Below are 23,053 nucleotides of genomic sequence, written 5' to 3'. Positions count from 1 at the left end.
AACACCATGTCGCCCGAGTACCTTGGCGTCGCCATTTTTGGTCTTTTGGCCGTTTTTACGCTTCTTCCCCTTTGGTTGATGCCAGCTTTGAAGCGTCGTCAGGAGGAGCGCGAGCTTTTAGCCCTCAACAAAATGCATCGTTTTGCCCGCAGGCACAACACCTTTGTGCGCAACTTCCGGGGAGTGCGCTTTGTGGTTGTGCTGGGCCCGGAAGGCTTTCGCTACATGCTGGGCGGTCAGTTCGTCCCTCGCGAGCGGCTCCTCAGGGCTTTGGGGGAGGAGAATGAGAAGGTTTTGCTCAAGGCGGAGGGCGAGGAGAGCCGCAGTGGGCCGGTTCAGCTTCTCCTTACCTCGCCCGCGTGAATCTGCCAAGGTGTGTGTAGGATGAGGGAGTGAGAGTCGGCGTACTGGCTTTGCAGGGGGATGTTCGCGAGCACAAGCGGATGTTGGAGGACCTAAGGGTGGAGGTGCGCGAAGTGCGCCTTCCGCAGGACCTGGAGGGTCTGCAGGGCCTCGTGGTGCCTGGTGGTGAGTCCACCACCATTGGCATGCTAGCCCGCGAGTATGGGCTGGAAGAGGAGGTTCGGCAGCGGGTGGAAAGGGGCGACCTGGCCGTTTGGGGCACTTGTGCCGGGGCCATCTGGCTGGCCAAGGAGCTGCCCCGCTACCCCACTCAGCCTCGGTTGGGCGTGCTGGACGTTGTCCTCGAGCGCAACGCCTACGGGCGTCAGGTGGACAGCTTTGAGGAGGATGTGGAGGTGAGGGGGCTGGACAGGCCTTTTCACGCCTTTTTCATCCGTGCCCCGCGGATTCTGCAGGTGGGGCCTGGGGTGGAAGTGCTGGCCCAGTGGGGCGATGAGCCGGTCCTGGTCCGCTCGGGCAGGCTTATGGCCAGCACGTTCCATCCCGAGCTCTCAGGTGACCCGCGGATTCACCGGATGTTCCTCGAGCTGGCGAGCGGCTGACCCTGGCCCTCAGTTTTCCTCTGAGGAGACCGATTCACCTGCGGGTAGAGGGGCCTCTTGGGCAGGCTTTTTCTCTACCCGTACCCGCTCGATACCCCTAGGGTCGGCGGTTTCCACGATGAATAGATAGCCTTCGTACTCCAGCCTTTCGCCGGCCTCGGGAATCCGGCCGAACTCGTCCATGAGGAAGCCCGAGAGGGTGCCGTACTCCCCTTCAGGTAGCTCAATTCCGAGCGCTTCTGAAACGTCTTCTAAGGGAATGGAGGCGTCCATGACGTAGATTCCAGGGCCTAGCTCCTGGATGGGTGCTGCCTCCTCCTCGTCGGACTCATCGTAGATTTCCCCGATGATTTCCTCGATGATGTCCTCCAGCGTGACCAGGCCAGCCGTTCCCTTGAACTCGTCTACCACGATGGCCATGTGGGTCTTGCGGCGGCGCATCTCCCGCAGAAGCTCCCGCGCGCCCATGGTTTCGGGGACGAAGTAGGCGGGGTGGCAGATGCTTTTTACCTGGGTGCTGTCCAGCATGGACTCGCTGAACTCGAGCAGGTCCCGCGCATAGGCGATGCCAATGATGTTGTCCACGGTGCCCTCGTAGACCGGCACGCGCGAGTAGCGGTGCTCCCGTACGGTCTGCCAGAATTCCCGCAACGTGGATTCGGCGGCTATGGTGACCATCTCTACCCGGGGGACCATGATGGAGCGCACCGGGGTTTCCTCGAGGTCGAGGATCTGGCTGATGATCTCCCCCTCGCTCTCGTCAAGCACCCCTTGCTTGGAAGAGGCTTCCACGATGAGCTTGAGCTCCTCTGCGGAGCCCACCATGGAGTGGGAGGGGGCCTCTTTGAGGCCCATTAGCCGTAGAAAAAAGTTGCCGCTACGGCTGAAGAGCCAGACCAGGGGGCTGGTGAGCCGCTGGAAGAGGTTGAGGGGGAGTATGGCCAGCCCTGCTACCTGCTCGGTGCGCTGCAGGGCTATCCCTTTGGGGATGAGCTCACCGAAGAGCACCGTAACGAAGGTAATGAGGACGACCGAAAGGGCGAAGCTGAAGCTGGGGAGAAGGCTACTCCCCTGGGCCAGCTCGGCTCCGCTCTGGCCGAAGAGGGCGGTGATCCCGGCGACGATTAGCCGGGTTACGTAGGGCTCGCCAAAGGCTCCTAAGACCAGGTTGGTGGCGGTGATGCCGAGCTGAGTGGTAGCGATGTAGGTGTCTAACCGCTCGATGGCTTTCTTCAACAGCTGCCCCTGCCAGGAGCCGCTTTCCGCCATCTGCTCCACCCGGCTGCGCCGGATGGCCACCAAGGAAAACTCTGCGGCCACGAAGAAAGCATTGACGAAGATGAGCAAGGCGATGATGCCAAAACTGCCTGGTATGCTTTCCATAGGGTTCGCGTCCGGACTACCCAAAACGATTTCGCCCCGGAATGCTCCAGGGCAGCGCCGGGGCCACGTTGGGGGGGAAGTCCATACGCTACTAGGCGGAAGTTTACCACAGCCCCAGCCTCGCCACAAGCGGCGGTAAGAACAGCATAAGCCCGATGAGGGCGGCGATTCCGCTTACCAGGAGGACCCCTGCGGCCGCTACGTCCTTGGCCGCCTTAGCCAGGGGGTGGTAGTGGGGGGAGACAAGGTCGACGAGGGCCTCGAGCGCGGTGTTAAGGAGTTCCAGGCCCAACACCAGGGCCACCAGGAACAGCACCGGTATCAGGCTTACCTCCAGCCAAAGGGCCAGGCCCAGCGCCAGAGCGGCGATGTAGACCTCGAGCCGGAAGTTGCGCTGGCTCTTCCAGGCGAACCGCAGGCCAGCCCAGGCGTAGGTGAAGGAGGCTTTGAGGCCGCGTAGGGGGAGAGGGTCGGTGCTAGGTTTAGGGGAAGGAGAGGGGACGGGCATGGTTGGGAGCTGCGAAAGCGCCTTAGGCCATTCTACCCTTTGAGCCCTTGATTGCTTCGTTGATGAAATTGTTGACAATATGGCCGACCGTTTGGTAGATTCGGGGCACGAACCAAAAGCAAGGAGGTTTGGCCGATGGGCACAATTCATCGTAGGCAGGTAATCAAGGCGGGTCTGGGGCTTATGGGCGCGGCGGCGCAGGGGCGGTTCTCCTTGGGGTTGGCCCAGCAGGACGTCATCCGAATTGGGGTGGTGCTTTCCTACTCGGGGCCTTATGCCCGGCTGGGACAGGAGATTACCCGGGGGATGGAGCTCTACTTGGATAGAGTAGGCTACCAGGCCGGGGGGCGGCGCATCCAGCTTCTAAAAGAGGACGAGGAGGCGGACCCCGCGGTGGCGGTGCGCAAGGTGCGCAAGCTGGTGGAGCAGGACCGGGTCAACCTGCTCACCGGGATTATCCTTTCCTCCTCGGCCTACGGCATCCGCGACTACGTGCACGAGCGGCAGATGCCCCTCATCATCGCCAACGCGGCGGCCAACGGCATCACCCGCGAGCGGCGCAGCCCCTACATCTTCCGCACCTCCATTAGCGCCTGGCAACAGCACTACCCCATGGGCCCCTGGGTGGCCCGCAACGTGGGAAAGAAGGTCTTCCTGCTGGCGCTGGACTATGCCTTTGGTAAGGAGGCTACCGCGGCCTTCAAGGAGGGCTTCCTCCAGGCTGGGGGGGAGGTGGTGGCGGAGCTCTACACGCCTTTGGGCAGCACCGATTACAGCGCGGTGATCTCGCGCATCGCGGCGGCCCGGCCGGAGGCGGTGCACGCGGTGCTCTCGGGCAGCGATGCGGTGATCTTCCTGCGTCAGTTTGTCCAGTTTGGCCTCAACCGCACCGTTCAGCTTGCGGTGAGCGGTGAGGTGACCGACGAGAACGTGCTCGAGGCCATCGGGGATGCGGCTTTGGGCGCAAAGAGCGCCGACCACTGGGTCTACACCCTGAGCAACAGCGCCAACCGGGAGTTCATAAGGGCTTACCGCCAGAAGTACAATGCGGTGCCCAACCACTTCGCTGTGCGCGGCTACGACGCCATGCAGTTCATCGTAGACGCCATCAACAACGCTCAGGGCGACGTGGGCAACCGTCCCCGTTTCCTGCGAGCCCTGGAGAGCGCCAAAATTATCAGCCCGCGGGGCTTTGTGGAGATGGACCCTGAGACCAACAACGCCACCCAGCACGTCTACGCGCGGGAGGTGGCCCGCATCGACGGGGTGCTGACCAACCGCCTGCTGGCCGATCTGGGGATCATCCGCGACCCCGGCAAGTAGCCATGACCTTGCTGCTGCTGACCCAGCTTCTCAACAGCCTGGCCTTCGCCATGCTCCTCTTCCTCTTGGCCCTGGGCCTTTCCCTCATCTTTGGAGTAGCCCGGGTGGTCAACCTGGCCCACGGGGCCTTCTACATGCTGGGGGCCTACCTGGGGCTGGCCCTGGGAGGCGCCCTCAACTTCTGGCTGGCCCTGCTCCTGGTGCCCCTTCTGGTGGGCCTTTTGGGGGTGGCGGTGGAGCGGTTCTTGCTGCGGGGCCTGCACGGGCGGGAGCTCGAGCAGGTGCTGCTCACCATTGGGCTGGGATTCGTGATCGCCGACCTATTGCGGGCCACCTTCGGGGCGGCCATTCGCTCGGTGCCCCCGCCGGAGGCCCTGGCCGGGCCCTTGTTTCTGGGCTCCTTCATCTACCCCAAGTACCCCCTCTTCGTGCTGGGGGTGGGGGTGGTCCTCTTTCTGCTGGTGCGGCTTTTGCTGGCCCGCACCCCCTTTGGCGTGCAGGTGCGGGCGGTGACCGCCGACCCCGGTATGGCCAGCGCCCTGGGTATCCGGCCTGCCCAGGTGAGCCTGCTCACCTTCGGCATCGGCACCGCCCTGGCTGGCCTGGGAGGGTTGGTGGGGGCGCCCATGATTGCCCTGGCCCCAGGACTGGACGCCCAGATGACCCTCTTCGCCCTGATTGTGGTGGTCATTGGGGGGCTGGGCCGCATCGAGGGGGCCTTTTGGGGGGCCATCCTGGTAGGTTTGGTGGATGGCTTTGGTCGGCTTTTCCTGCCGCAGGTGGCGATGTTTCTTATATTCGCTCTGATGGCGCTGGTGCTGGCCCTGAAGCCGGAGGGGCTTTTGGGTAGGAGGGTGGCATGATGGCCGGTCTGAGCGAAGTTCGCCGGGAGCGGTCGGCTTCCCAGCGCCTTGCTCTGCGCATCGGGCTGTTGGCCCTTTGGTTCGTGCCCCTGCTCTTTGGTGGATACCCCCTCTACCTGGCCACCGAGGCGGCCCTGCTGGCGGTGGCGGCGGTGGCCCTGGGCCTGCTCCTGGGGCACGGGGGGGTGCCCTCGCTGGGCCAGGCGGCCTTTCTGGGCCTGGGGGCGTATGCAGTGGGCCTCTGCCTCAAGGCGGGGTGGCCGCTGTGGCTGGGGCTTTTGCTGGCCGTGGGGGTGGCGGCTCTTTTTGCTCTGGTTACCGGGCTCCTGGTTTTTCGCACCCACGGGATTTTCGTCTTGATGCTGACGCTGGCCTTCGGGCAGATGGTCTACTCGGCGGCCCACAAGTGGACCGCGGTGACCGGTGGCGACGACGGGCTGAGCCTCTCGGGCCTCTCCCTCCATCCGGGCCTCCTGCACCTGGGGGCTATGGCGGTTTTGCTGGCGGTTCTGCTGGGCCTGGGGCGGCTTTTGCAGACCCCATACGGCAAGACCCTCGAGGCCATCCGCCAGAACGAGGAAAAGATCCGCTCGCTGGGGGTGCCCACCTTTTACTACAAGCTCTCGCTCTTTGTGCTCACCGGGGCCCTCACCGGGCTGGCCGGGGGCGGGCTGGCCCTGCACCGCAGCTTCATCAGCCCCCACGACCTCTTCTGGCTGACCTCGGCCACCCTGATGGTGATGGTGCTCCTGGGGGGCAGCCGGGGACTTTGGGGAGCGGCCTTTGGCGCCCTGCTCTACACCTTCGTGCAGTCCTGGGTCAGCTCCTTCACCGATTTGTGGGGGGTGTTCGTGGGGCTACTGCTGATCGGCACGGTGCTCTTCGCCCGCGAGGGGCTTTGGCCCCTTTTGGAGCGGCGGTTTGGGGGTGAGCGTGGAGGCGCTTAGGGTTGAGGGAGTAGAGCGGGCCTTCGGGGGGCTGTTGGCCCTGGCTGGGGTCAGCCTACAGGTGGCCCCAGGCGAGCGGCGGGCGGTGATTGGGCCCAACGGCGCGGGCAAGAGCACCCTATTCAAGGTGGTGGCGGGGGAGCTGCGCCCCACCCGGGGGCGGGTCTACCTGCAGGGGCGTGAGGTAACAGGGGTGCCCCAGGAGAGGGTGGCGCGGCTGGGGCTGGGCCGCACCTTCCAGCGCTCCAACGCCTTCCCGGAGCTTTTGGTCTGGGAGAACGTGGCCCTGGCCCACCGGGCCGTCCGAGGCCGAAGCGGCCACTTCACTGGCCCGCTTTTGCCGGGCCCGGAGGTGGAGGCGGCGCTGGAGCAGGTGGGCCTGAGCGAGCGGGCCGGGGTGGAGGCCGGGCGGCTCTCGCACGGGGAGAAGCGGCAGCTCGAGATCGCCATGGCCCTGGTGCAAAACCCCCAGGTGCTGCTTTTGGACGAGCCCCTGGCGGGGCTTTCCGGGGCCGAGCGGGAGCGGATTGGCGAGCTCATCCTGGGCCTCGACCCCCGCATGACCGTGCTCCTGGTGGAGCACGACCTGGACTACGCCCTGCGCTTCGCCCAGCGGGTCACGGTGCTGCACTACGGCGAGGTGGTGGCCGAAGGGGAGCCCGAGGCTATCCGGCAAGACCCCAAGGTGCAGGAGATCTATGTGGGCCAGGGCTGGGGGGTGGACGGGGCCGTTCAGAGCGCCCCGGGCCCTGAGGTGCTGCGCTGCGAGGGGCTTTCGGCAGGGTACGGGCCTATGCGGGTGCTGGAGGGGGTGGGTCTGCAGGTGGGCCAGGGGGAGGTGGTGGCCCTGCTGGGCCGCAACGGCATGGGCAAGACCACCCTGCTCTCGGCCCTGATGGGCCTGTTGCCCCTGCAGGCGGGCGAGGTCTACTTCCAGGGCCAGGGCCTGGGCCGCCTGCCCGCCCATCAGCGGGCGGCTTTGGGCCTGGCTTTGGTGCCCCAGGGGCGGCGGATGTTCGAGGGGCTTTCGGTGGAGGAGGAGCTGCGCATGGCGGCCTGGGGGCAGCAGGGGCGCTGGGACCTGGAGCGCGTGCTGGAGGTTTTTCCCCGGCTGGCCGAGCGGCGCAAAAGCCCTTCCCGCGCCCTCTCCGGGGGTGAGCAGCAGATGGTGGCCATTGCCCGGGCCCTTTTGCGCAACCCCAAGCTGGTCTTGATGGATGAGCCCACCGAGGGGCTCTCGCCCCTCATGGTGCGGCAGGTGGCGGAGGTAATCCGCGCCCTGAAGGCCGAGGGCGAAACGGTGTTGCTGGCCGAGCAGAACGTGCAGATGGCCTTGGCGGTGGCCGACCGGGTCTACATCCTGGAGCACGGCGAGATTGTATGGGAAGGCCGCCCCCAGGAGGCCAGCGGCGCGGTGCTGCATCGCTATTTAGGTGTGTGAGCGAGGTGGAGGATGGCTAGGGTCAAAACTGGGCTCTCCCCCCGGCTTAGCCGGATGCTGGAGGAGCTGCAGGAGGGGGTGGAGGACGGGCTGGTGCCGGCCTGGATCTTCAACGACCCCGAGCTTTTTGAGCTGGAAAAGGAGAGGATTTTCAGCCGCTCCTGGGTCTATCTGGCCCACGAGTCGGAGATTCCCAAGCCCGGGGACTACGTGCTGCGCTACGTGCTGGACAACCCCTACATCCTGGTGCGGGGCGAGGACGGGGTGGTGCGGGCCCTTCTGGACATGTGCCGCCACCGCGGGATGCGGGTCTGTCGGGCCGAGCTGGGCAACGCCAGCCACTTCCGCTGCCCCTTCCACGGCTGGACCTACCGCAACGACGGCCGGCTCATAGGGGTGCCGGCGGAGCGCGAGGCTTTTGGGCAAGACCTCAACAAGGAGGAATGGGGGCTGGTGCCCATACCCCGGCTCGAGGCCTTCGATGGGATGATCTTCGGCAACCTCGACCCCGGGGCTCCGAGCCTCGAGGAGTGGTTGGGGGACATCCGCTGGTACTTAGAGCTCGTCACCAAGCGCAGCCCACAGGGCCTCGAGGTGCTGGGGCCGCCCCAGCGCTGGGTGGTGAATACCGACTGGAAGCTGGCCCTGGAGACCTTCCTGAGCGACAGCTACCACACCCTCATGACCCACCGCTCGCTCATCGAGCTGGGCATCGCCCCCAAGGACGCCAAGTACGCCATGTACGGCGAGCAGATTCACATCCCCGGCAAGGGCCACGGGAGCATGGTGGTGGGGGCCCCGCCCGGGGCCAAGCTGCCCCCCTTCTGGGGCTACCCGGAGGAGATGCTCGAGCGGGCCCGCACCTCCTACCCCACCCGCGAGCAGTTCGAGACCGCCCGCGAGACCCGCATCCTGCTGGTTACCCTTTTCCCCAACTTCTCCTTCCACAACCCCATCCGCAAGCCCGACCACAAGTACCAGGGTGCCGTGCCCATGCTCACCTTCCGCGTCTGGCATCCTTTGGGTCCGGGACGCATTGAGATTTTCTCCTGGGCCCTGGTGGAGAAGGACGCCCCGGAGTGGTTCAAGGAGAAGACCCGGCTTTCCTACCTGCGCTTTTTCGGCTCCTCGGGCACCTTCGAGCAGGACGACACCGAAATCTGGAGCCACGTGGCCCACAACGCCGCCACCCCCCAGGGCCGCCACCTGCGCTTCAACTACCGCATGGGGCTCAAGCTCGAGCCCGACCCCAACTGGCCGGGGCCGGGGGTGGCCTACGGCCTCAACTTCACCGACGCCAACATGCGCAACTTCCACCGCCGCTACCTGGAGATGCTCCTAGCCTGAGGTGAACCGTGGACCGCACTCAAGCGTTGCTCAACTGCCTGTACCACGAGGCCGAGCTGCTCGATGAGGGCCGCTACCGGGAGTGGCTGGCCCTGCTGGCCGAGGACGTGCGCTACCGGGTGCCGGTGCGCGTGACCAAGGAGCGGGGGCCGGAGGGCGGGCTGAGCGGGGTGATGGAGGGGATGTACCACCTGGACGAGGACTACACCTCGCTGGAGATGCGCGTGGCCCGGCTCGAGACCGGCTTCGCCTGGGCCGAAGACCCCCCCTCCCGGCTGCGCCACTTCGTGACCAACGTGCGCATCGGCGAGCCCAGGCCCACCCCCAAGGGCGAGGAGAGCGAGGTGCGCTCCAACCTGCTCATCTTCAGAAGCCGCTGGGACCGGCCCGACTACACCTTCCTCTCCGCCGAGCGCCGCGACATTTGGCGGCGGGAGGAGGGGGGCTGGCGGCTGGCCTGCCGCACGGTGATTCTGGACAGCACCACCCTGCCCACCCACAACCTCTCGTTTTTCTTCTAGGGGAGGTTTTGTGTTCACCCTGACCAACGAGTTCACCACCGTGACCATCGAGAAAGTCCAGACCCGCAACGGCGAGCGGCTGCGCATCAGCGCCCCGCGCCTGGGCTACAGCGTGGAGCTTGACCCCCTGGAGCTCGAGGCCCTGACCTGGCAGCCGGTGGAGACCTTCTCGCGGCTGCTCTCCACCCCCTTTGGCCCTGACGAGGAGGGGGTGGAGGCCCGGCCCCTTTCCGACCTGATTCTCTTTGGAGGGGAGCATGGCTAGGGTGGGCATCGTAGGGGCAGGGCCGGCGGGGCTGTTGCTGGCCCACCTGCTGCACCGCGAGGGCCTGGAGGCGGTGGTCTTCGAGGCCAAGAGCCGCGAGTACCTGGAAACAAGCCCCCACCGCATCCGCGCCGGGGTGCTGGAGTGGGGCAGCAAGGAGATTCTGCGCCGGGCCGGGCTGGGCCAGCGGATGCTCGAGCAGGGTTTGGAGCACCGCGGGGTCTACCTGGCCTTCGACGGGGCCCTGCACCGCCTGGACTTCCCCAGCCTCACCGGCAAGAGCATCTGGGTCTACGGCCAGCAGTTCGTGGTGCAGGACATGATACGGCTTCACCTGGCCCAGGGCGGAGAGATTCGCTTTGAGCACGAGGTGCTGGGCCTGGAGGAGGACGCCGGGGGCCTTTGGGTGGTCTACCGCACCCCCCAGGGGGCGACCGAGCGGCTCGCCTGCGACTTCGTGGTGGGGGCCGACGGCTCGCACAGCCGCTTGCGGGGCCAGATACCGGGGGCCCGGCTGCACCAGAAGAACTACCCCTTCGCCTGGCTGGGCATCCTGGCCGAGGCCCCGCCCGCCGCCGAGGAGCTCATCTACGCCAGCCACCCCCGCGGCTTTGCCCTCTTCAGCATGCGCTCGCCCACCCGCTCGAGGAACTACCTGCAAGTCGGGGTGGAGGAGCGGCTCGAGGACTGGCCCGAGGAGCGCATCTGGGCCGAGCTGAGCGAGCGGCTTGGGGGGGTGGCCGAGGTGCGCCCGGGGCCCCTACTGGAAAAAAGCCTCACCCCCCTGCGCTCCTTGGTGCTGGAGCCCATGCAGCATGGCCGCTTCTTCCTGATGGGCGACGCGGCCCATGTGGTGCCGCCCACCGGGGCCAAGGGCATGAACCTGGCCCTCTCCGACGCGGTGCTTCTGTACCGGGCGCTTTTGGCCTACTACCGCCAGGGCGAGGAAGGCCACCTACTGCGCTACACCCAGGACGCGTTGCGCCACATCTGGCAGGCCGAGTTCTTCTCCTACTTCATGACCACCCTGCTCCACACCCCTGCCGACCCCTTCGACGACGGGCTGCGCACGGCCCAGCTCCGCCACCTGGCCGAAAGCCCCCACCTCCAGCGCTTCCTGGCCGAGAACTACGTAGGGCTCCACACCAGCGGGCGCTACCCCGGGTGGGTGGGGGAGGGGGTCCTGGCCTAGCCCAGGGGCTCTCCCTGGGCGTTTGCCGCACGGATTGTTGACAATATGGTTGACCAGTGGCTAACATGTGGGACAAGGAGGTTGGTATGTCCGAGGAAGTTGCCCTAGGGGCCTGGCCTTACTGCGACCTGGCCCATCTGGCCCACGTGGAGCTTCTGACCCCAAGACTCGAGGAAAGCCTCCGCTTCTTCACCGAGGTCATGGGCCTCATCGTGAGCGAATCCACCGCCAGCTCGGTCTACCTGCGCGGCTGGGACGACTACGAGCACCACACCCTGAAGCTCACCGCCGCCCCCAAGCCGGGCTTGGGGCACTTCGCCTTCCGGGTGCGGAGCCCCGAGGCCCTAAAGCGGCGGGTTCGGGTTCTGGAGCAGAGCGGGCTGGGCCAGGGCTGGGTGGAGGACGAGCGCGGCCACGGCCCGGCCTACCGCTTCCGCACGCCCGACGGGCACCTAATGGAGCTCTACTACGAGACCACCTGGTACACCCCCACCGAGGCCACCCGGCCCGCCCTCAAAAACCAGGCCTCCCGCTTCCCCGGCCAGGGGGCCAACCTGCGCCGGCTTGACCACATCAACCTGCTGGCCTCGGACGTGCGGGCCATGCGGGTCTTCATGGAGGGCTACTTGGGGATGAAGGTCACCGAGCAGATTGTCTTCAGCGGTGGGGATGAACAGGGGGTCTGGCTCACCAGCAACAACAAGACCTACGACGTGGCCATCACCAAAGACCACCTGGGGGCCAAAGGCCGCTTCCACCACTGCACCTACGCGGTGGACAGCCGCGAGGAGGTTCTGCGGGCGGCGGACATCTGCCTGGAGCACGGGGTCAGGATTGAGACCGGGCCGCACAAGCACGCCATCCAGCAGACCTTTTTCCTCTACGTCTACGAGCCGGGGGGCAACCGCTTTGAGGTGGCCTCTCCGGGGGCCCGGCTCCTGTTGGCCCCGGACTGGCGGCCCATCGTCTGGAACGAGGAGGAGCGCAAGAAGGGCCAGGCCTGGGGGCTACAGACGGTGCCCACCTTCCACACCTACGGCACCCCCCCGCTAGAGACCCAGGAGGCCTGAGATGGCGGTGATGGAGCGGGCTACCGAGACCCAGAGCGCCTACCTGCTGGTGCGCCGGGCCATTCTGGCGGGGGAGCTTCTGCCGGGGCAGCGCCTGGTGGAGAAGGAACTCTCCGAGCGATTCCGGGTGGGGCGGGCGGCCATCCGCACCGCCCTGGCCCGGCTCGAGCAGGAGGGCCTGGTGGAGAGCGAGCCCTTCCGGGGAGCGCGGGTGCGCACCATTGGCGAGGCCGAGGCGGTGGAGATTCTGGAGGCCCGCGCCGCGCTGGAGGCCCTGGCCGCCCACCACGCGGCCCAGAAGGCCACCCCCGAGCAGGCCGAGGCCCTGTGGGCCATCCACCGCCAGATGGAGGAGCGCCACCGCGCCGGCGACCTCCTGGGCATGTCCGAGCTCAACAGCCTGCTCCACCGCACCTTGGTGGAAATCTCCGGCCACCAGACCGCCGCCCGGCTCATCGAGGGGCTGCGGGCCCAGGGGGTGCGGCACCAGTTCCACACCATCCTGGTGCCGGGCCGCCCCCAGCAGTCGCTGGAGGAACACCGCCGGATTATAGCCGCGGTGGCCGCCCACCGGCCTGAGGAAGCCGAAGCCGCCATGAAGGCCCACCTGGGGGGCGTCATCGCGGCCCTCAAACGCATCGGAAGGAGCACCCTATGACCCCGAGCGAACGCGCCATCGAGCTGGTGCGGGGCGCTTACGACCTGCACGTGCACATCGAGCCCGACGTGATTCCCCGCCGCACCCACGACCTCGAGCTGGCCCAGCGCTTCCGCGAGCGGGGCCTGGCCGGCTTTGTGCTCAAGTCCCACTACGTCCCCACCGCCGAGCGGGCCCTGCTGGCCCGGCGGGTGGTGCCGGAGGTGGAGGTGCTGGGCAGCCTGACCCTGAACCACGGGGTAGGCGGGCTCAACCCGGTGGCGGTGGAGATCGCCGCCCGCGAGGGGGCCCGCGTCGTCTGGCTGCCCACCGTGGATGCGGCCAACGAGGCCCGTGAGGCCGACGCCCTGCCGCCAGAGAAAAAGCCCCTGTGGGCCAGGCTGCAGGCGGAGTTCCGCGAGGCCGGGCTGCCCCTGTGCCCCATCGAGGCCCTCGACGCCAACGGGCGGGTGGTGCCGGCTTTGCGCCAGGTGCTGGGGGTGGTGGCCCGGCACGGCCTGGTGCTGGCCACCGGGCACCTGGGTCGCGAGGAGATCCTGAAGGTGGTGGAGGCCGCTCTGGAGGAGGGGGTGCGCCAGATTGTGGTGACCCACCCCGACTACCCCACCCAGGCCCTACCCATCCCCGAGCAGCGCTGGCTGGCCCAGCAGGGGGCCTACCTCGAGCGTTGCCTGGTGCCCTACTGGAGCGGCAAGGTGCCCTGGGAGCGAGCCTTTGAGGCCATCCGGGCCACTGGCCCCGAGCAGAACGTGCTCTCCACCGACTTAGGCCAGCCCAAGAACCCTCCGGTGGAGGACGGGCTGGCCCTCTTTGCCGACAAGCTCTTGGAGGCGGGTTTTGCTGAGGACGAGGTGCGCCATATGGCCGTAACCAACACCGTGAAGCTGGCTAAAGGAGGGCGGGCGTGAAGCGGATGCTGGTCTTCAGCGCCCACGCTGCCGACTTCGTCTGGCGGGCTGGGGGGGCCATCGCCAGCGTGTGCGCCCAGGGGGGCACGGCGCGGGTGGTGGCCCTGAGCTACGGGGAGCGGGGGGAGTCGGGCGAGCTCTGGAAGGAGCCGGGGCAGACCCTCGAGCGGGTCAAGGCCATCCGCCACGCCGAGGCCACCCAGGCTGCCGAGGCCCTGGGGGCTAGCTTCGAGTGCCTGGACCTGGGCGACTACCCCTTGCGGGTGGACGAGCGGGCCCTGGAGCGCCTGGTGGAGATCATCGTGGAGACCGCCCCCGACCTATTGCTGACCCACGCCGAGAAGGACCCCTTCAACCCCGACCACCCGGTGACCTACGAGGCAGTGGAGAAGGCCCGCCAGCTGGCCAGCGGGGCTGGGGTGGCCAGCGCCTTCCGCACCGTGCGCCCTCCCGAGTTCCTGCTCTTCGAGCCCCACCAGCCCGAGCTGTGCGGCTTTGTGCCCACGCTTTTCCTGGACATCACCCCGGTCTGGGAAAAGAAGCAAAAGGCCATGGAGGCTTTTGCCTCCCAGGGATATCTGCGCCAGTACTACAGCGAGCGGGCCGCCCACCGGGCCAACCACGCCCGCCGCATCGCCGGCCACAAGGACATCGAGCGCGCTGAGGCCTTCCAGCGCGCGCTGCCCCAGGTGGTGAGGAGCCTATGAGCCTGAGCCCGGACGAACTGCAAACCCTGGCCCGGCTGGGGGTGGCCACGGTCTACGAGGCCTCGGGGCGGGAGGGGTTGGTGGACCTGCCCCTCCTCCAGCTCGTACCCGGCAGCCGCGTGGCGGGGCCGGCCCTGACGGTGCTTTGCGCCCAGAACGACAACCTGATGGTGCACGCGGCCATGGCCGCGGTGCGGCCCGGCGAGGTGCTGGTCTTCGCCATGCCCGAGCCCGCCCCGGTGGCGCTGGTGGGGGAGCTTTTGGCTACCCAGGCCAAGGCCCAAGGGGCCAGCGGGATGCTGGTGGATGCCGCGGTGCGCGACGCCGAGGAGCTATCCGGGATGGGCCTGCCCATCTGGGCCCGGTACGTGCGGGCCCGGGGGGCCGAGCGCAGGTCGCTGGGGCAGATTGGGGTGCCCCTGCGGGTGGGTGGGGCCCTGATCCGCACCGGCGATATCCTGGTGCTGGACGCCGATGGGGTGGTGGTGGTGGCCCAGGAGCGGGCCAGGGAGGTGCTCGAGGCGGCCCAGGCCCGCGCCCAGCGGGAAGAGGGCCTGCGCAGGCGCTTCCAGGCCGGGGAGCTTTCCATTGACCTCTACGGCCTGCGCGAGCAGGTGGCCTCCGTGTTGGCTCGAGGGGAGGCCTGATGCCCCTGCGCGTGGCTGTGCTGGGCCTGGGTGAGGCCGGAGCGGCCATCGCCCAGGACCTCCTTGGGGCCGGGGCGGAGGTGGTGGGCTACGACCCCATCCCCGAGAAGGGGGTGCCAGGCGTCCAGCGCGCCGCCAGCGAGGCCGAGGCGGCCCAGGGGGCCGAGGTAGTGCTCAGCGTGAACTGGGCTCGGGTGGCGCTCGAGGTAGCCCACCGGGTGGCCCCGGTACTCACTCCGGGCCAGGTTTTCGCCGACCTCAACACCGCGGCCCCCTCGCTCAAGCGGGCCCTGCACGAGGTGATCGCCCCCACCGGTGCCCTCTTCGCCGACATCGCCCTGATGAGCCCGGTGCCGGGCAGGGGCCTCCGCACCCCCTCGCTGGCCTCGGGGCCGGGGGCATTGGCCTACGCCGAGCGGCTGGGGCCTTTGGGCGCGGTGGTGGAGGGGGTGGGGGAGGCGCCGGGGGCTGCCGCCACCCGCAAGCTGTTGCGCAGCATCTTCTTCAAGGGGCTGGCGGCGGCGGTGGGCGAGGCCCTGGAGGCCGCCCGCAGGCTGGGCCTCGAGGCCGAGACCCGCCAGAACATCGCCCAGACCCTGGAGGAGGCCAATGCTGCGCTCATCGACCGGTTGGAGGAGGGCAGCCGGCGTCACGCCCTGCGGCGGCAAGAGGAGATGCTGGCCGCGGCAGCTTTGCTGGAGGAGGTGGGCCTGAGGCCGGTGATGGCCCGGGCTGCGGCGGCGTGGCTGGAGGGGTTGAGGGCGCCAGGCGCGAAGCCCGAGCCGGGCTCTCATACACCTTGAGCTTGTCTGGGGAAGTTGGTGCTGCAGCGGGGCGCACCCAGCCCAAGGATAGCCCCCTGAACCGCTCCAAGGCTTGCCTGGCTACTGCCGCTCCGCCCTCGAACACCAGCAGATGGACCTAAGCAGGTGGTGGTACCTCAAGCGGGTTCGCTAGGGTGTTGAAGCCCATCTCGAACCCGTCCAGACGCCAGATGTGCTGCCTTGGCTGATATTCCAGCACCGCGTAGCCTAGGTCGGCAAAGGAAAACCAGATACCCTGCTCTTTGGGGCTCGGGGGAATGCCCATGATGACCCGAAGGGCACAGTTGAGGATTTTTCCATGGGCCACCACCAAATACGAACCTGCGCCCCGGTTCACCAGGTTCTGCACAGCCCGCGCAGCCCGGCTGTAGGTCTCCCACTCGCTCTCGCCGGTGCCACCGAAGGGTTTTTCGTAGGGGTTACGAAAGCTTTTGGGGAAGCGACGGGCGCCTTCTTCGAAGGAAAGCCCGGCAATTGCGCCGTTGTCCTGCTCCATCCAGTCGGGGTCTAGCTCCAGCGGTACCCCTAGCCCCTCGCTCATCACCTCGGCTACGGCTCGAGCCCGTTGGAGGGGGCTCGAGATGACCCGGTCGAAGCAAAAGTTTTGGGCGCGAAACGCCTCCAGGCGCAAACGAGCCTGGGCCAAGCCCTGCTCGGTCAGAGGAGCGTCGTAGCGACCTTCGTGGACTTGCAGATCGTCGGCCAGAGAGCGCCCATGGCGGAGGAGCGTGACGCGAAGGGTGTCCATAAGCTATGAGGATAGCAAAAGCGCTTGGGTGCTGGGGGAAGCCCCCCACCTTGGGGCCGCTTGACCAAATTTGCGTAACAAGCCCTGCCCCTCAGGGCGAAGGTGCCAACCCAAATTGCGCCGTCGCATAGATGCCCGTATAGCTCTTGGCAGACTCTAGACGCCTACTCGAGCTCAAGTTGCGCAGGGCGGCGGCCCCTCGGTTATGAAGGGCAGAAGAGCGGGATAAAGGGCCCTAGCACCTTCAGGCAGAACGGACTGTGGCCTGAAGGCTTCTGCTGTGAGGACAGTTTGGCGGAGGTGGTAGCGCGCATGGTGGAGTGGGCTACGGCCCCTCGGCTGGCGCGGGAATTCTAAGGGTGAGCCTTAGGTTGAGCCGCTCACCCGAGGTTCCCTGGAGGGGGGTCAGAACATACTCCGCCACCCATACCGATCGGTTTGTTGTGGGGAGAGCCCTAAGGTACTCCACTATCCCCAGGTAAGGTCCCTCCGTGGTTAAGGTTAGCTTCCAGGTGTTGCTCGCTCCCCAGGCCTCCAGCCCTTCAGGACTAAGCTTTTGCACCTCCAGGCCCTTTTCCTCAGCTAGGTGGAGGAGCCTTTCATAAAGGGCAGGGAGCTCCTCTGGCCTGACCGGGGCCTTGGCTAGGGCCTGGGGCAGGCGCTGGGTTAGGGCCATCACTTCTTCTTTTAGGGCCAGGGTTTCTGCCCTGATCCCTTGGTAGCTTCGGTAGGCGGTAAGCACCCTGCTCCCACTCCAGAGGAGGACCAACAAGGGTAGAAGGAGCCAGAGCCAGGTAGGTAGCTTCATCGGCGCAGAATTCGGGGAAGGTCAAAGAGGGGGAGGTAAAGGGCCAGGGCAACCACAAGCAGTATACCCCCCAGGGCCACGGTGAGGGCAGGCTCGAGGCTGGAGGAAAGCCGCTTTACCCCGTAATCCACCTCCCGCTCCAGGTGGGAGGCGGCTTGGTAGAGCATCCTGTCCAAGCTTCCCGCCTCCTCCCCCACCAGTGTGAGGCGCACCAGGATGGGTAGAAAAAGGGGCTCACGCCCCATGGCATTGCTCAGGGACTCTCCCCGGACCACCCACTCCAGAATCCGGTCCAGGGCTTCGGCGAGGGCGGCGTTACCCAGGGTGTTGCGGGCGGCCTCGAGGGCTTGGGTGATGAGCACGCCTCCCTCGTAAAGCGTGGCTAGGGTGCGGGCGAAACGGGCCATGGCTGCCTTGTGCAGGATAGCCCCCACCAGGGGAAGCCTCAGGAGAAGCCCACCTATGAGCCGTGCTCCCCTGGGGGTCTGGTGGTAGGCCCGGAGGAAGTAGGCGAGTGCGAGGAGGAAGAGGAGAATCCATAGGCCGTTTTCCCGCACAAAGGCGGAGGCGCCGATGAGGAAGCGGGTAGGCCAGGGCAACTCCGCCCCTGCCGCTCCGTAAAGCCGGGCAAAGACGGGGATGACGAAGAGGAGGAGGGCTGCCACCACCAGGACCAAGACCGCCACCACAAAAGAGGGGTAGAGAAGAGCGGTGCGCACCTTTTCCCGCAGGTCTTGGCTTTTGTCCAGGTACTCGGCAATGCGCCGTAGCACCACTTCCAGGGTCCCGCCCACTTCTGCTGCTGCCACCAGGGCCCGGACCAAGGGGGGGAAGACCTCGGGGTACTGCCCCATCGCTTGGGCTAGGCCCTCGCCCCCTTCCACCCGTTCCCGCACCCCCCGGGCTGCCTCCTTTAGAAGGGGATGACGGCCTTCCAGGGAAAGGGTGTGAAGGGCCTGTGCTACGGATACCCCTGCCCCTACCAAGGTGGCGAACTCCTCCATGAAGAGGACAAGCTCGGTAAGGGGCAGACGGCCCCTCAGGGAGCGTCGCACCCTTTCCAGGCGCAATGGGTACAGGCCCATCTCCCGTAAGCGGCGCCTGGCCCCTTGGGGGCTTTCCGCCTCCACAACCCCGCGGTAGATCCTTTCACCTTGGCTGTCCGTGGCCTCGTACAGGAAGCGCATAGTTCAATCCCAAAGCCCTAGGACTCGTAAAAGCTCGCTTCCTGTGGTGATGCCTGCCCGTACCTGTGCCAGTCCCACCGCCCGCAGGTCCCGATGGCCCGCCCTCTTGGCCCACCCCCGCAATTCCCCCTCCCCTGCCCCTTGCCCCAGGCGGTAGAGGGCTTCCTGGTCAGGTACGTAAACCTCGTAGAGGCCAATCCGTCCCCTATACCCCGTGCCCCGGCAGAAGGGACAACCTTCCCCCCGCACCTCCCCTTCGGGAGCCTCCTCCCCGAAGAAGAGACGGGCCTCCTCAGAAAGGGGCTGGGGCCTGGCGCACTGGGGGCAGACCCGGCGCGCCAGGCGCTGGGCCACGGTGCCGAGGAGGGTGGAGGCCAGAAGGTGCCTTTCCGCACCCATCTCCAAAAGCCGGGTCACGGCGGCGATAGCGTCGTTGGCGTGGAGGGTGGCGAGGACCAGGTGGCCAGTGAGGGCAGCCCGGAGGGCGGTGTCCAAGGTTTCCCCATCCCGCACCTCTCCCACCAGGATCACATCAGGGTCTAGGCGGAGGACGCTTCGCAGGGCTTCGGCGAAGGTGAGGCCGATCTTGGGTTGCACAGGGATCTGCACCACCCCTTCCAGAGGGAACTCCACCGGATCTTCAATGGTGACAAAGGTTTTCTCCCGGTTATAAAGGCGTTCTAAGGCGGCGTAGAGGGTGGTGGTCTTGCCGCTTCCTGTGGGACCGGTGACGAAGAGGATGCCGTAGGGCTTTCTGAGGAGCTTTTGGAAGAGGGCTAGCTCTTCGGGGAGCATGCCAAGCTCCGTGAGGCCAAGCCTCACCCCCGTGGGGTAGATGATGCGCAGGGTGAGTTTTTCCCCGTGGAGGCTGCCCACAGAAGCCGCCCGTACCTCGTACCGTCTCCCTTCAAAAGGGAAGGTGAAGTGCCCGTCCTGAGGGCGGCGTCTTTCGGCAATGTCCATACCCGCCAGCACCTTGTAGCGGGCGGAAAGGGAAGCCTCCAGGTCTTTGGGAAGCCTTTCCAATTCTTGGATCACCCCGTCTACGCGGGCCCTCACCGCCAGGTGGGTCTCCTCGGGGTCCAGGTGGAGATCGCTGGCATTGAGGGCGATGGCCCGCTCCAGGAGGGCCTGGGCCAGGCGCACAGTGGGCATGGCCTCCAGGGTGAGGTCCATTTGGGTGGTCTCCTCGCGCTGGACCTCGTCCTTGGGCCGGGTTTCCTCTGCCAGAAGGCGGTCCAGGGTTTCCAGAATTTCCCGGTCCGAGGCCAAGTAGGGGACGATTTCCTTCCCGCTTAAGAAACGGAGTTCGTCCAGAAGGGCGAGGTCTGAGGGGTGGGCCATGGCGACGTGGAGGCGGCTCCCTTCCACCTGGAAGGGGAAGACTCGCTTTTCCCGGGCGAAGCGGGGGTCTAAGAGGCGCAGGGCCTGTAGGTCGGCGCTGATCTCGGAAAGGCGGACTAGGGGGGCCCGTTGCTGGTCCGCAAGGGCCCAGGTCAGGTCTTTTTCCTTTATGTAGCCCCGTCGCAGGAGAATTTGACCTAGGAGATCCCTTGTGCGGGCCTGCTCCTCTAGGGCCGCCTGCAGTTGCGCTTCCGTGATGTACCCGAGCTGCAGAAGGAGTTCACCGAGCTTGGGCCTTTGCAACCTCCACCTCCCAGGCGTAGAGGGCTCTTCCGTCCACGCTCTCCCGTTCTAAAGGGCCTACCTTACCCCCGAGCCTTTGGGCGAGGAGAAGGGGGGCGTAGGGGTTTAGGGCCTTGCCCTCGAGGAAGAGACGGCCCTCCTCAGCTTCAAGACGGGTAAGCCAAAGACTTTCGGGCTTTTCTACGGCCACCTTAAGAATTTCTTCCAGACCAAGCCCCTGGGGTTGTGCAGGTTGAAAGGCTTGCTCCCTCAGAAGGGCTGCTTCCCGTCTTAGACCCTCCAAGTGGCTCATCTCACGGGCGATCATCTGGGTGAGGAGGCTTTGTCCAAGGAGCCCCAGGACGAAGAGGAGAGAGGCCAGGAAGACAGCAAGCTGGGCCTCCTGGGGCAACCCCTCCCCCAGGGGTCGGCGCTTTGGCTTCAGCTCTAGAGAAAGCTCCTGCGCTGGGGCTAAGGTTTCCAGGTTTTTCGGCACTTCCTGGTGGATGCGCTCTGCGGGAAGTCCCGGCGGCAGGGGGGGTGGGGTGGGGAGGCCCAGAAGCCAAGCCTCCTCCAGGTGTCCCGTGCAGCCAAAAAGGGCGAGGGAGCGGGCGATCTCTTCAGCGAGGGCCTCCGTTCCGGCATCAGCCTCGAGGGTGAGGTAGCGGAAGCCCTTGAGCACCCCTCCCTCAAAGAAGGCCACAGTGTGGGCGAGGTTTTCCAGAACCAAGAGGGTTTGGGCCTTGCTTTGGCGGAGGGCATAGCGCCATAGGAGGAGAGGGAGGGGTTCCAGGCGGCTTGGCCTTAGGCGCCCCAGAAGGCTGGCCCCCTTTTTGGGCATGGCGGTGTAGAGGACCCGCACCCGGCGCTCGTCCTCGGGGGTGGTGAGGAGGTAGTCGACGGTAAGCTCTTCCCCGGCGAAGAGAGGGCTGCGCTCCGCCTCGGCTAGGACCGCCTCCTCCAGGGGGAAGCCCTCGAGGTTGGGGAAGGGCTGCAACCTTAGGATGGCATGCTCTGGGCCTAGACCTATGTAGGCCCCCTGACCCAACTTTTTTAGAGCTTGGAAGAGTCTTTCGTACCTTGGCCTGCCCTCCTCGTTCAAGAAGCCCTCGGTAGGGAGGGCTTCTAGCCCTTTTCCCTCAAGGCGCAGCAGCCGATGCCGGGTGACCAGGAGCAACATAAGCCGTGCCTAGCTGCCGGGAAGCCCTACCCTCCGGGCGAACCGCAAGGTGGCCAGGTTGTTCCCTCGCCAGGTGAGGCTGAGCAAAAGCGTTCTTCCGTCGCAGGTGAAGCCGCCTCCGTATCCGGAGAGCTGGGTGATGTCCTCCCCATTTCGCCGCACCCTTTCGTCCTCCAGGCGATAGACCACCAGGCCCGCGGGGGTGGCAAGGCGGGCCTGGGAACCGGTGCAAAGGAAGGTGGTGCTGGAAAGGGCGTCCCGTTCCAATTTGCCCCGTAGCGCCAGCAAGTCAGCCTGAACCTGGGCTTCTTCTTGGGCCCTCAGACTTCCTTCGGCCAGCTGGGAAAAGAGCAGGGAAAGCCCTAAGGCCAAGATACCCAGGAAGGCTATCCCTACAGCCATCTCTACCAGGGTCATTCCTTTGCCCTTTTGACACATCCCTGCCCCTCACTGGTGGGTCACCCAAGCAGTGATCAGCTCGCCATTCCGGTAGACCCGCACCTCATACTTTACCAAGCCTCCCTCGGTGAACACGCAGACCTGGTAGAAAAGCCCCCCGTCTAAGGGGGCGCTGGGGCGGCAGCCTGTGGGGGCTGGAGGGTTGGCCCGAAAATCCTCCAGAACATCCTGAGCCTTGATGAGGGCCTGCGCCAAGGTCTTTGTTTCCTGGGTGGTGGTGATTGCTCTGGTGAAGGGCTCGAGCACGAATAAGGCCAGTAGGGATAGGAGGAGAAGCGCCACGGCTACTTCCAAAAGGGTAAAGCCCTCGCGCACAGGCTTCCTCCTTCAGGGAATCTCTTCCCAGGAAACTATCCTGCCTGCGAAAAAAGTAGCTGCTACCCGCCACCGCACCCGGAGGCCCTGGTTTAGGGGGCTCTCCGCGGTTTCCCCCTCACCCACGTAGCGGATGCCCCCGGGAGCTAGCTGGGGAAGGGTATAGCGGTACCTGCCTAGAGGACGGCCCATCACTTCAACCGGATGCCACACGTTGGGAAGGACCCCACCCTCCCTGGCTGCGCGGAAAACTGCGCTTTCCGCAAGGTAGCGGGCCTGCATCCGGGCCACCTCGTGGCGGTGCTGCTCTGTGTTCAAGGACTGGAGCAGGCCAATGGGGAGGGCGAGGCCTGCCAGGACCATCAAGGCCGCCAGGACATACAGCAGGGTGCTGCCCTTGTTCCGCATGATGAAAAGCCCACGCGCCCAGCAGCCAGAACCTTAGGGCCCCGGGCGCTTGACAAGCGCTTCAGTTAAGGTTGATCCTTATGCACCGAATCTGGGTGCTTGCGTTGGCTACTGCGGTCGTGCAGCTGTCGTCGGAGTAGAGGAACCCGACGCGCTCTCCAGTATCCACGGCGTTGTTGTTGTTGTAGTCCATGTAGTACGCACCACCCGTGCCCAGTTTGAGCTGGGTGGGCGCATCCATATAGCTCAAAAGCTGGGTCCAGTTGGGTGCGGTACCGCCGTTCTTCACCAGGTAGATGGCGTAGGCTGAGCGAACGCTGGAAGCCGTGGACTCCCGCTGGGCCCGCCGCGCCTCAGTGCTCATGTCCACAAACCTCGGCACCGCGATGGCTGCCAAGATGCCAATAATGACGATGACGATGGCTAGCTCTACCAGGGTGAAGCCTTTGGGTTTCATCTCTGCAACCTCCTTAGCGAACTTCCGTCGGCGCCGATGGACGGTGGGCTCGAGCTAGCCTAGATCTTAGGCGGCTTCTCTGGAGGGGCCTGTGACTTATGACCATAACCCTTGCGTTACCCCAAAGGGGGGGCTGCCTTTCGACGCCTGTCCTGCCTGAACCCGGCCAGACACATGTGAGACTGGAGGAGTAAAAATGTGGGGACCACTCCAGGAGAGAGGGGGTCCCCACGGATGCAGCTTACCACGGTTGGCAAAGAGGTTTTGCGGGGAGCGCGGAAGGCCCGGGAACTCCA

27 protein-coding genes are annotated in these 23,053 nt (G+C 66.1%); 16 read left to right on the top strand and 11 right to left on the bottom strand.

The window, feature by feature from the left end; all coding sequences use genetic code 11:
* Nucleotides 1–6 precede the first annotated feature (6 nt).
* On the top strand, nt 7–363 hold the full coding sequence (locus NZ849_RS06385) for a hypothetical protein (RefSeq protein ID WP_295405458.1): 357 nt from the start codon (nt 7–9) through the stop codon (nt 361–363).
* A gap of 29 nt (nt 364–392) precedes the next feature.
* Nucleotides 393–965: a pyridoxal 5'-phosphate synthase glutaminase subunit PdxT gene (gene pdxT / locus NZ849_RS06380; protein WP_295405456.1), complete on the top strand. Its 573-nt coding sequence runs from the start codon at nt 393–395 to the stop codon at nt 963–965.
* 9 nt (nt 966–974) lie between these two features.
* Here pdxT and NZ849_RS06375 read toward each other — a convergent pair whose 3' ends face one another.
* Both NZ849_RS06375 and NZ849_RS06370 read right to left on the bottom strand, forming a co-directional pair.
* A complete protein-coding gene (locus NZ849_RS06375; RefSeq protein WP_295405454.1) occupies nt 975–2,348 on the bottom strand; it encodes a hemolysin family protein in 1,374 nt (457 codons plus the stop codon).
* Between the two features lie 103 nt (nt 2,349–2,451).
* Nucleotides 2,452–2,856, bottom strand: coding sequence for a diacylglycerol kinase (locus NZ849_RS06370; RefSeq protein WP_295405452.1), 405 nt, complete (start codon nt 2,854–2,856; stop codon nt 2,452–2,454).
* Between the two features lie 135 nt (nt 2,857–2,991).
* On the opposite strand from NZ849_RS06370, the gene NZ849_RS06365 reads away from it, so the two are divergent.
* The 14 genes from NZ849_RS06365 (at nt 2,992) to NZ849_RS06300 (ending at nt 15,548) form a co-directional block, all read left to right on the top strand.
* Nucleotides 2,992–4,179 (top strand): ABC transporter substrate-binding protein, encoded by a 1,188-nt coding sequence (locus NZ849_RS06365; protein WP_295405450.1) that lies wholly within the window; start codon nt 2,992–2,994, stop codon nt 4,177–4,179.
* 2 nt (nt 4,180–4,181) lie between these two features.
* Nucleotides 4,182–5,042 carry a branched-chain amino acid ABC transporter permease gene (locus tag NZ849_RS06360; RefSeq protein WP_295405448.1) on the top strand — a complete coding sequence of 287 codons (861 nt, stop codon included), beginning with the start codon at nt 4,182–4,184 and terminating at the stop codon, nt 5,040–5,042.
* Complete coding sequence (locus tag NZ849_RS06355) at nt 5,039–5,989, top strand: branched-chain amino acid ABC transporter permease (protein ID WP_295405446.1); 951 nt, start codon at nt 5,039–5,041, stop codon at nt 5,987–5,989. The genes NZ849_RS06360 and NZ849_RS06355 overlap by 4 nt, the downstream gene beginning before the upstream one ends.
* Nucleotides 5,970–7,430 carry an ATP-binding cassette domain-containing protein gene (locus tag NZ849_RS06350; RefSeq protein ID WP_295405472.1) on the top strand — a complete coding sequence of 487 codons (1,461 nt, stop codon included), beginning with the start codon at nt 5,970–5,972 and terminating at the stop codon, nt 7,428–7,430. Before NZ849_RS06355 ends, NZ849_RS06350 begins: the two co-directional genes overlap by 20 nt.
* Before the next feature lie 12 nt (nt 7,431–7,442).
* Nucleotides 7,443–8,777, top strand: a complete 1,335-nt coding sequence (locus tag NZ849_RS06345; RefSeq protein ID WP_295405444.1) for an aromatic ring-hydroxylating dioxygenase subunit alpha — start codon at nt 7,443–7,445, stop codon at nt 8,775–8,777.
* 8 nt (nt 8,778–8,785) lie between these two features.
* A complete protein-coding gene (locus NZ849_RS06340; protein ID WP_295405442.1) occupies nt 8,786–9,298 on the top strand; it encodes a 3-phenylpropionate/cinnamic acid dioxygenase subunit beta in 513 nt (170 codons plus the stop codon).
* A gap of 10 nt (nt 9,299–9,308) precedes the next feature.
* The gene (locus tag NZ849_RS06335) at nt 9,309–9,563 is read left to right on the top strand and encodes a dihydrodiol dehydrogenase (RefSeq protein ID WP_295405440.1); all 255 of its coding nucleotides are present in this window, start codon (nt 9,309–9,311) and stop codon (nt 9,561–9,563) included.
* The gene (locus tag NZ849_RS06330; protein WP_295405438.1) at nt 9,556–10,755 is read left to right on the top strand and encodes a 4-hydroxybenzoate 3-monooxygenase; all 1,200 of its coding nucleotides are present in this window, start codon (nt 9,556–9,558) and stop codon (nt 10,753–10,755) included. Before NZ849_RS06335 ends, NZ849_RS06330 begins: the two co-directional genes overlap by 8 nt.
* An 86-nt stretch (nt 10,756–10,841) precedes the next feature.
* Nucleotides 10,842–11,825, top strand: a complete 984-nt coding sequence (locus NZ849_RS06325) for a catechol 2,3-dioxygenase (protein WP_295405436.1) — start codon at nt 10,842–10,844, stop codon at nt 11,823–11,825.
* A 1-nt stretch (nt 11,826) separates the two neighbouring features.
* A complete protein-coding gene (locus tag NZ849_RS06320; RefSeq protein ID WP_295405434.1) occupies nt 11,827–12,483 on the top strand; it encodes a GntR family transcriptional regulator in 657 nt (218 codons plus the stop codon).
* Nucleotides 12,480–13,391, top strand: a complete 912-nt coding sequence (locus tag NZ849_RS06315; RefSeq protein WP_295405432.1) for a DUF6282 family protein — start codon at nt 12,480–12,482, stop codon at nt 13,389–13,391. Before NZ849_RS06320 ends, NZ849_RS06315 begins: the two co-directional genes overlap by 4 nt.
* Complete coding sequence (locus NZ849_RS06310) at nt 13,388–14,098, top strand: PIG-L deacetylase family protein (RefSeq protein WP_318768596.1); 711 nt, start codon at nt 13,388–13,390, stop codon at nt 14,096–14,098. The genes NZ849_RS06315 and NZ849_RS06310 overlap by 4 nt, the downstream gene beginning before the upstream one ends.
* Complete coding sequence (locus tag NZ849_RS06305) at nt 14,095–14,745, top strand: 4-carboxy-4-hydroxy-2-oxoadipate aldolase/oxaloacetate decarboxylase (protein WP_295405431.1); 651 nt, start codon at nt 14,095–14,097, stop codon at nt 14,743–14,745. The genes NZ849_RS06310 and NZ849_RS06305 overlap by 4 nt, the downstream gene beginning before the upstream one ends.
* Entirely contained in the window at nt 14,745–15,548 is an 804-nt protein-coding gene (locus NZ849_RS06300) for an NAD(P)-dependent oxidoreductase (RefSeq protein ID WP_295405429.1), read from the top strand. Before NZ849_RS06305 ends, NZ849_RS06300 begins: the two co-directional genes overlap by 1 nt.
* Before the next feature lie 118 nt (nt 15,549–15,666).
* On the opposite strand, the gene NZ849_RS06295 is transcribed toward NZ849_RS06300, so the two are convergent.
* The 9 genes from NZ849_RS06295 to NZ849_RS06255 form a co-directional block, all read right to left on the bottom strand.
* Nucleotides 15,667–16,317, bottom strand: coding sequence for a histidine phosphatase family protein (locus NZ849_RS06295; protein WP_295405427.1), 651 nt, complete (start codon nt 16,315–16,317; stop codon nt 15,667–15,669).
* A 325-nt stretch (nt 16,318–16,642) separates the two neighbouring features.
* Nucleotides 16,643–17,125: a type 4a pilus biogenesis protein PilO gene (gene pilO / locus NZ849_RS06290; RefSeq protein ID WP_295405425.1), complete on the bottom strand. Its 483-nt coding sequence runs from the start codon at nt 17,123–17,125 to the stop codon at nt 16,643–16,645.
* Nucleotides 17,122–18,312 carry a type II secretion system F family protein gene (locus tag NZ849_RS06285; RefSeq protein ID WP_295405423.1) on the bottom strand — a complete coding sequence of 397 codons (1,191 nt, stop codon included), beginning with the start codon at nt 18,310–18,312 and terminating at the stop codon, nt 17,122–17,124. The genes pilO and NZ849_RS06285 overlap by 4 nt, the downstream gene beginning before the upstream one ends.
* Before the next feature lie 3 nt (nt 18,313–18,315).
* On the bottom strand, nt 18,316–19,959 hold the full coding sequence (locus NZ849_RS06280; protein ID WP_295405421.1) for a GspE/PulE family protein: 1,644 nt from the start codon (nt 19,957–19,959) through the stop codon (nt 18,316–18,318).
* Nucleotides 19,937–21,118: a hypothetical protein gene (locus NZ849_RS06275; RefSeq protein WP_295405419.1), complete on the bottom strand. Its 1,182-nt coding sequence runs from the start codon at nt 21,116–21,118 to the stop codon at nt 19,937–19,939. The genes NZ849_RS06280 and NZ849_RS06275 overlap by 23 nt, the downstream gene beginning before the upstream one ends.
* Nucleotides 21,119–21,127: 9 nt before the next feature.
* Nucleotides 21,128–21,535 (bottom strand): hypothetical protein, encoded by a 408-nt coding sequence (locus NZ849_RS06270; protein WP_295405417.1) that lies wholly within the window; start codon nt 21,533–21,535, stop codon nt 21,128–21,130.
* A 30-nt stretch (nt 21,536–21,565) separates the two neighbouring features.
* On the bottom strand, nt 21,566–21,892 hold the full coding sequence (locus NZ849_RS06265) for a prepilin-type N-terminal cleavage/methylation domain-containing protein (protein WP_295405415.1): 327 nt from the start codon (nt 21,890–21,892) through the stop codon (nt 21,566–21,568).
* A 12-nt stretch (nt 21,893–21,904) separates the two neighbouring features.
* Nucleotides 21,905–22,300: a hypothetical protein gene (locus tag NZ849_RS06260; RefSeq protein ID WP_295405413.1), complete on the bottom strand. Its 396-nt coding sequence runs from the start codon at nt 22,298–22,300 to the stop codon at nt 21,905–21,907.
* Between the two features lie 61 nt (nt 22,301–22,361).
* On the bottom strand, nt 22,362–22,757 hold the full coding sequence (locus tag NZ849_RS06255) for a type II secretion system protein (protein ID WP_295405411.1): 396 nt from the start codon (nt 22,755–22,757) through the stop codon (nt 22,362–22,364).
* Nucleotides 22,758–23,053: the final 296 nt, after the last annotated feature.

This window comes from Meiothermus sp. (assembly GCF_025060375.1).
In the GTDB taxonomy this organism is placed as follows: Bacteria; Deinococcota; Deinococci; order Deinococcales; family Thermaceae; genus Meiothermus.
The sequence above is the reverse complement of the archived record's forward strand: the minus strand, read 5'-3'. Positions and strand labels throughout refer to the sequence as shown.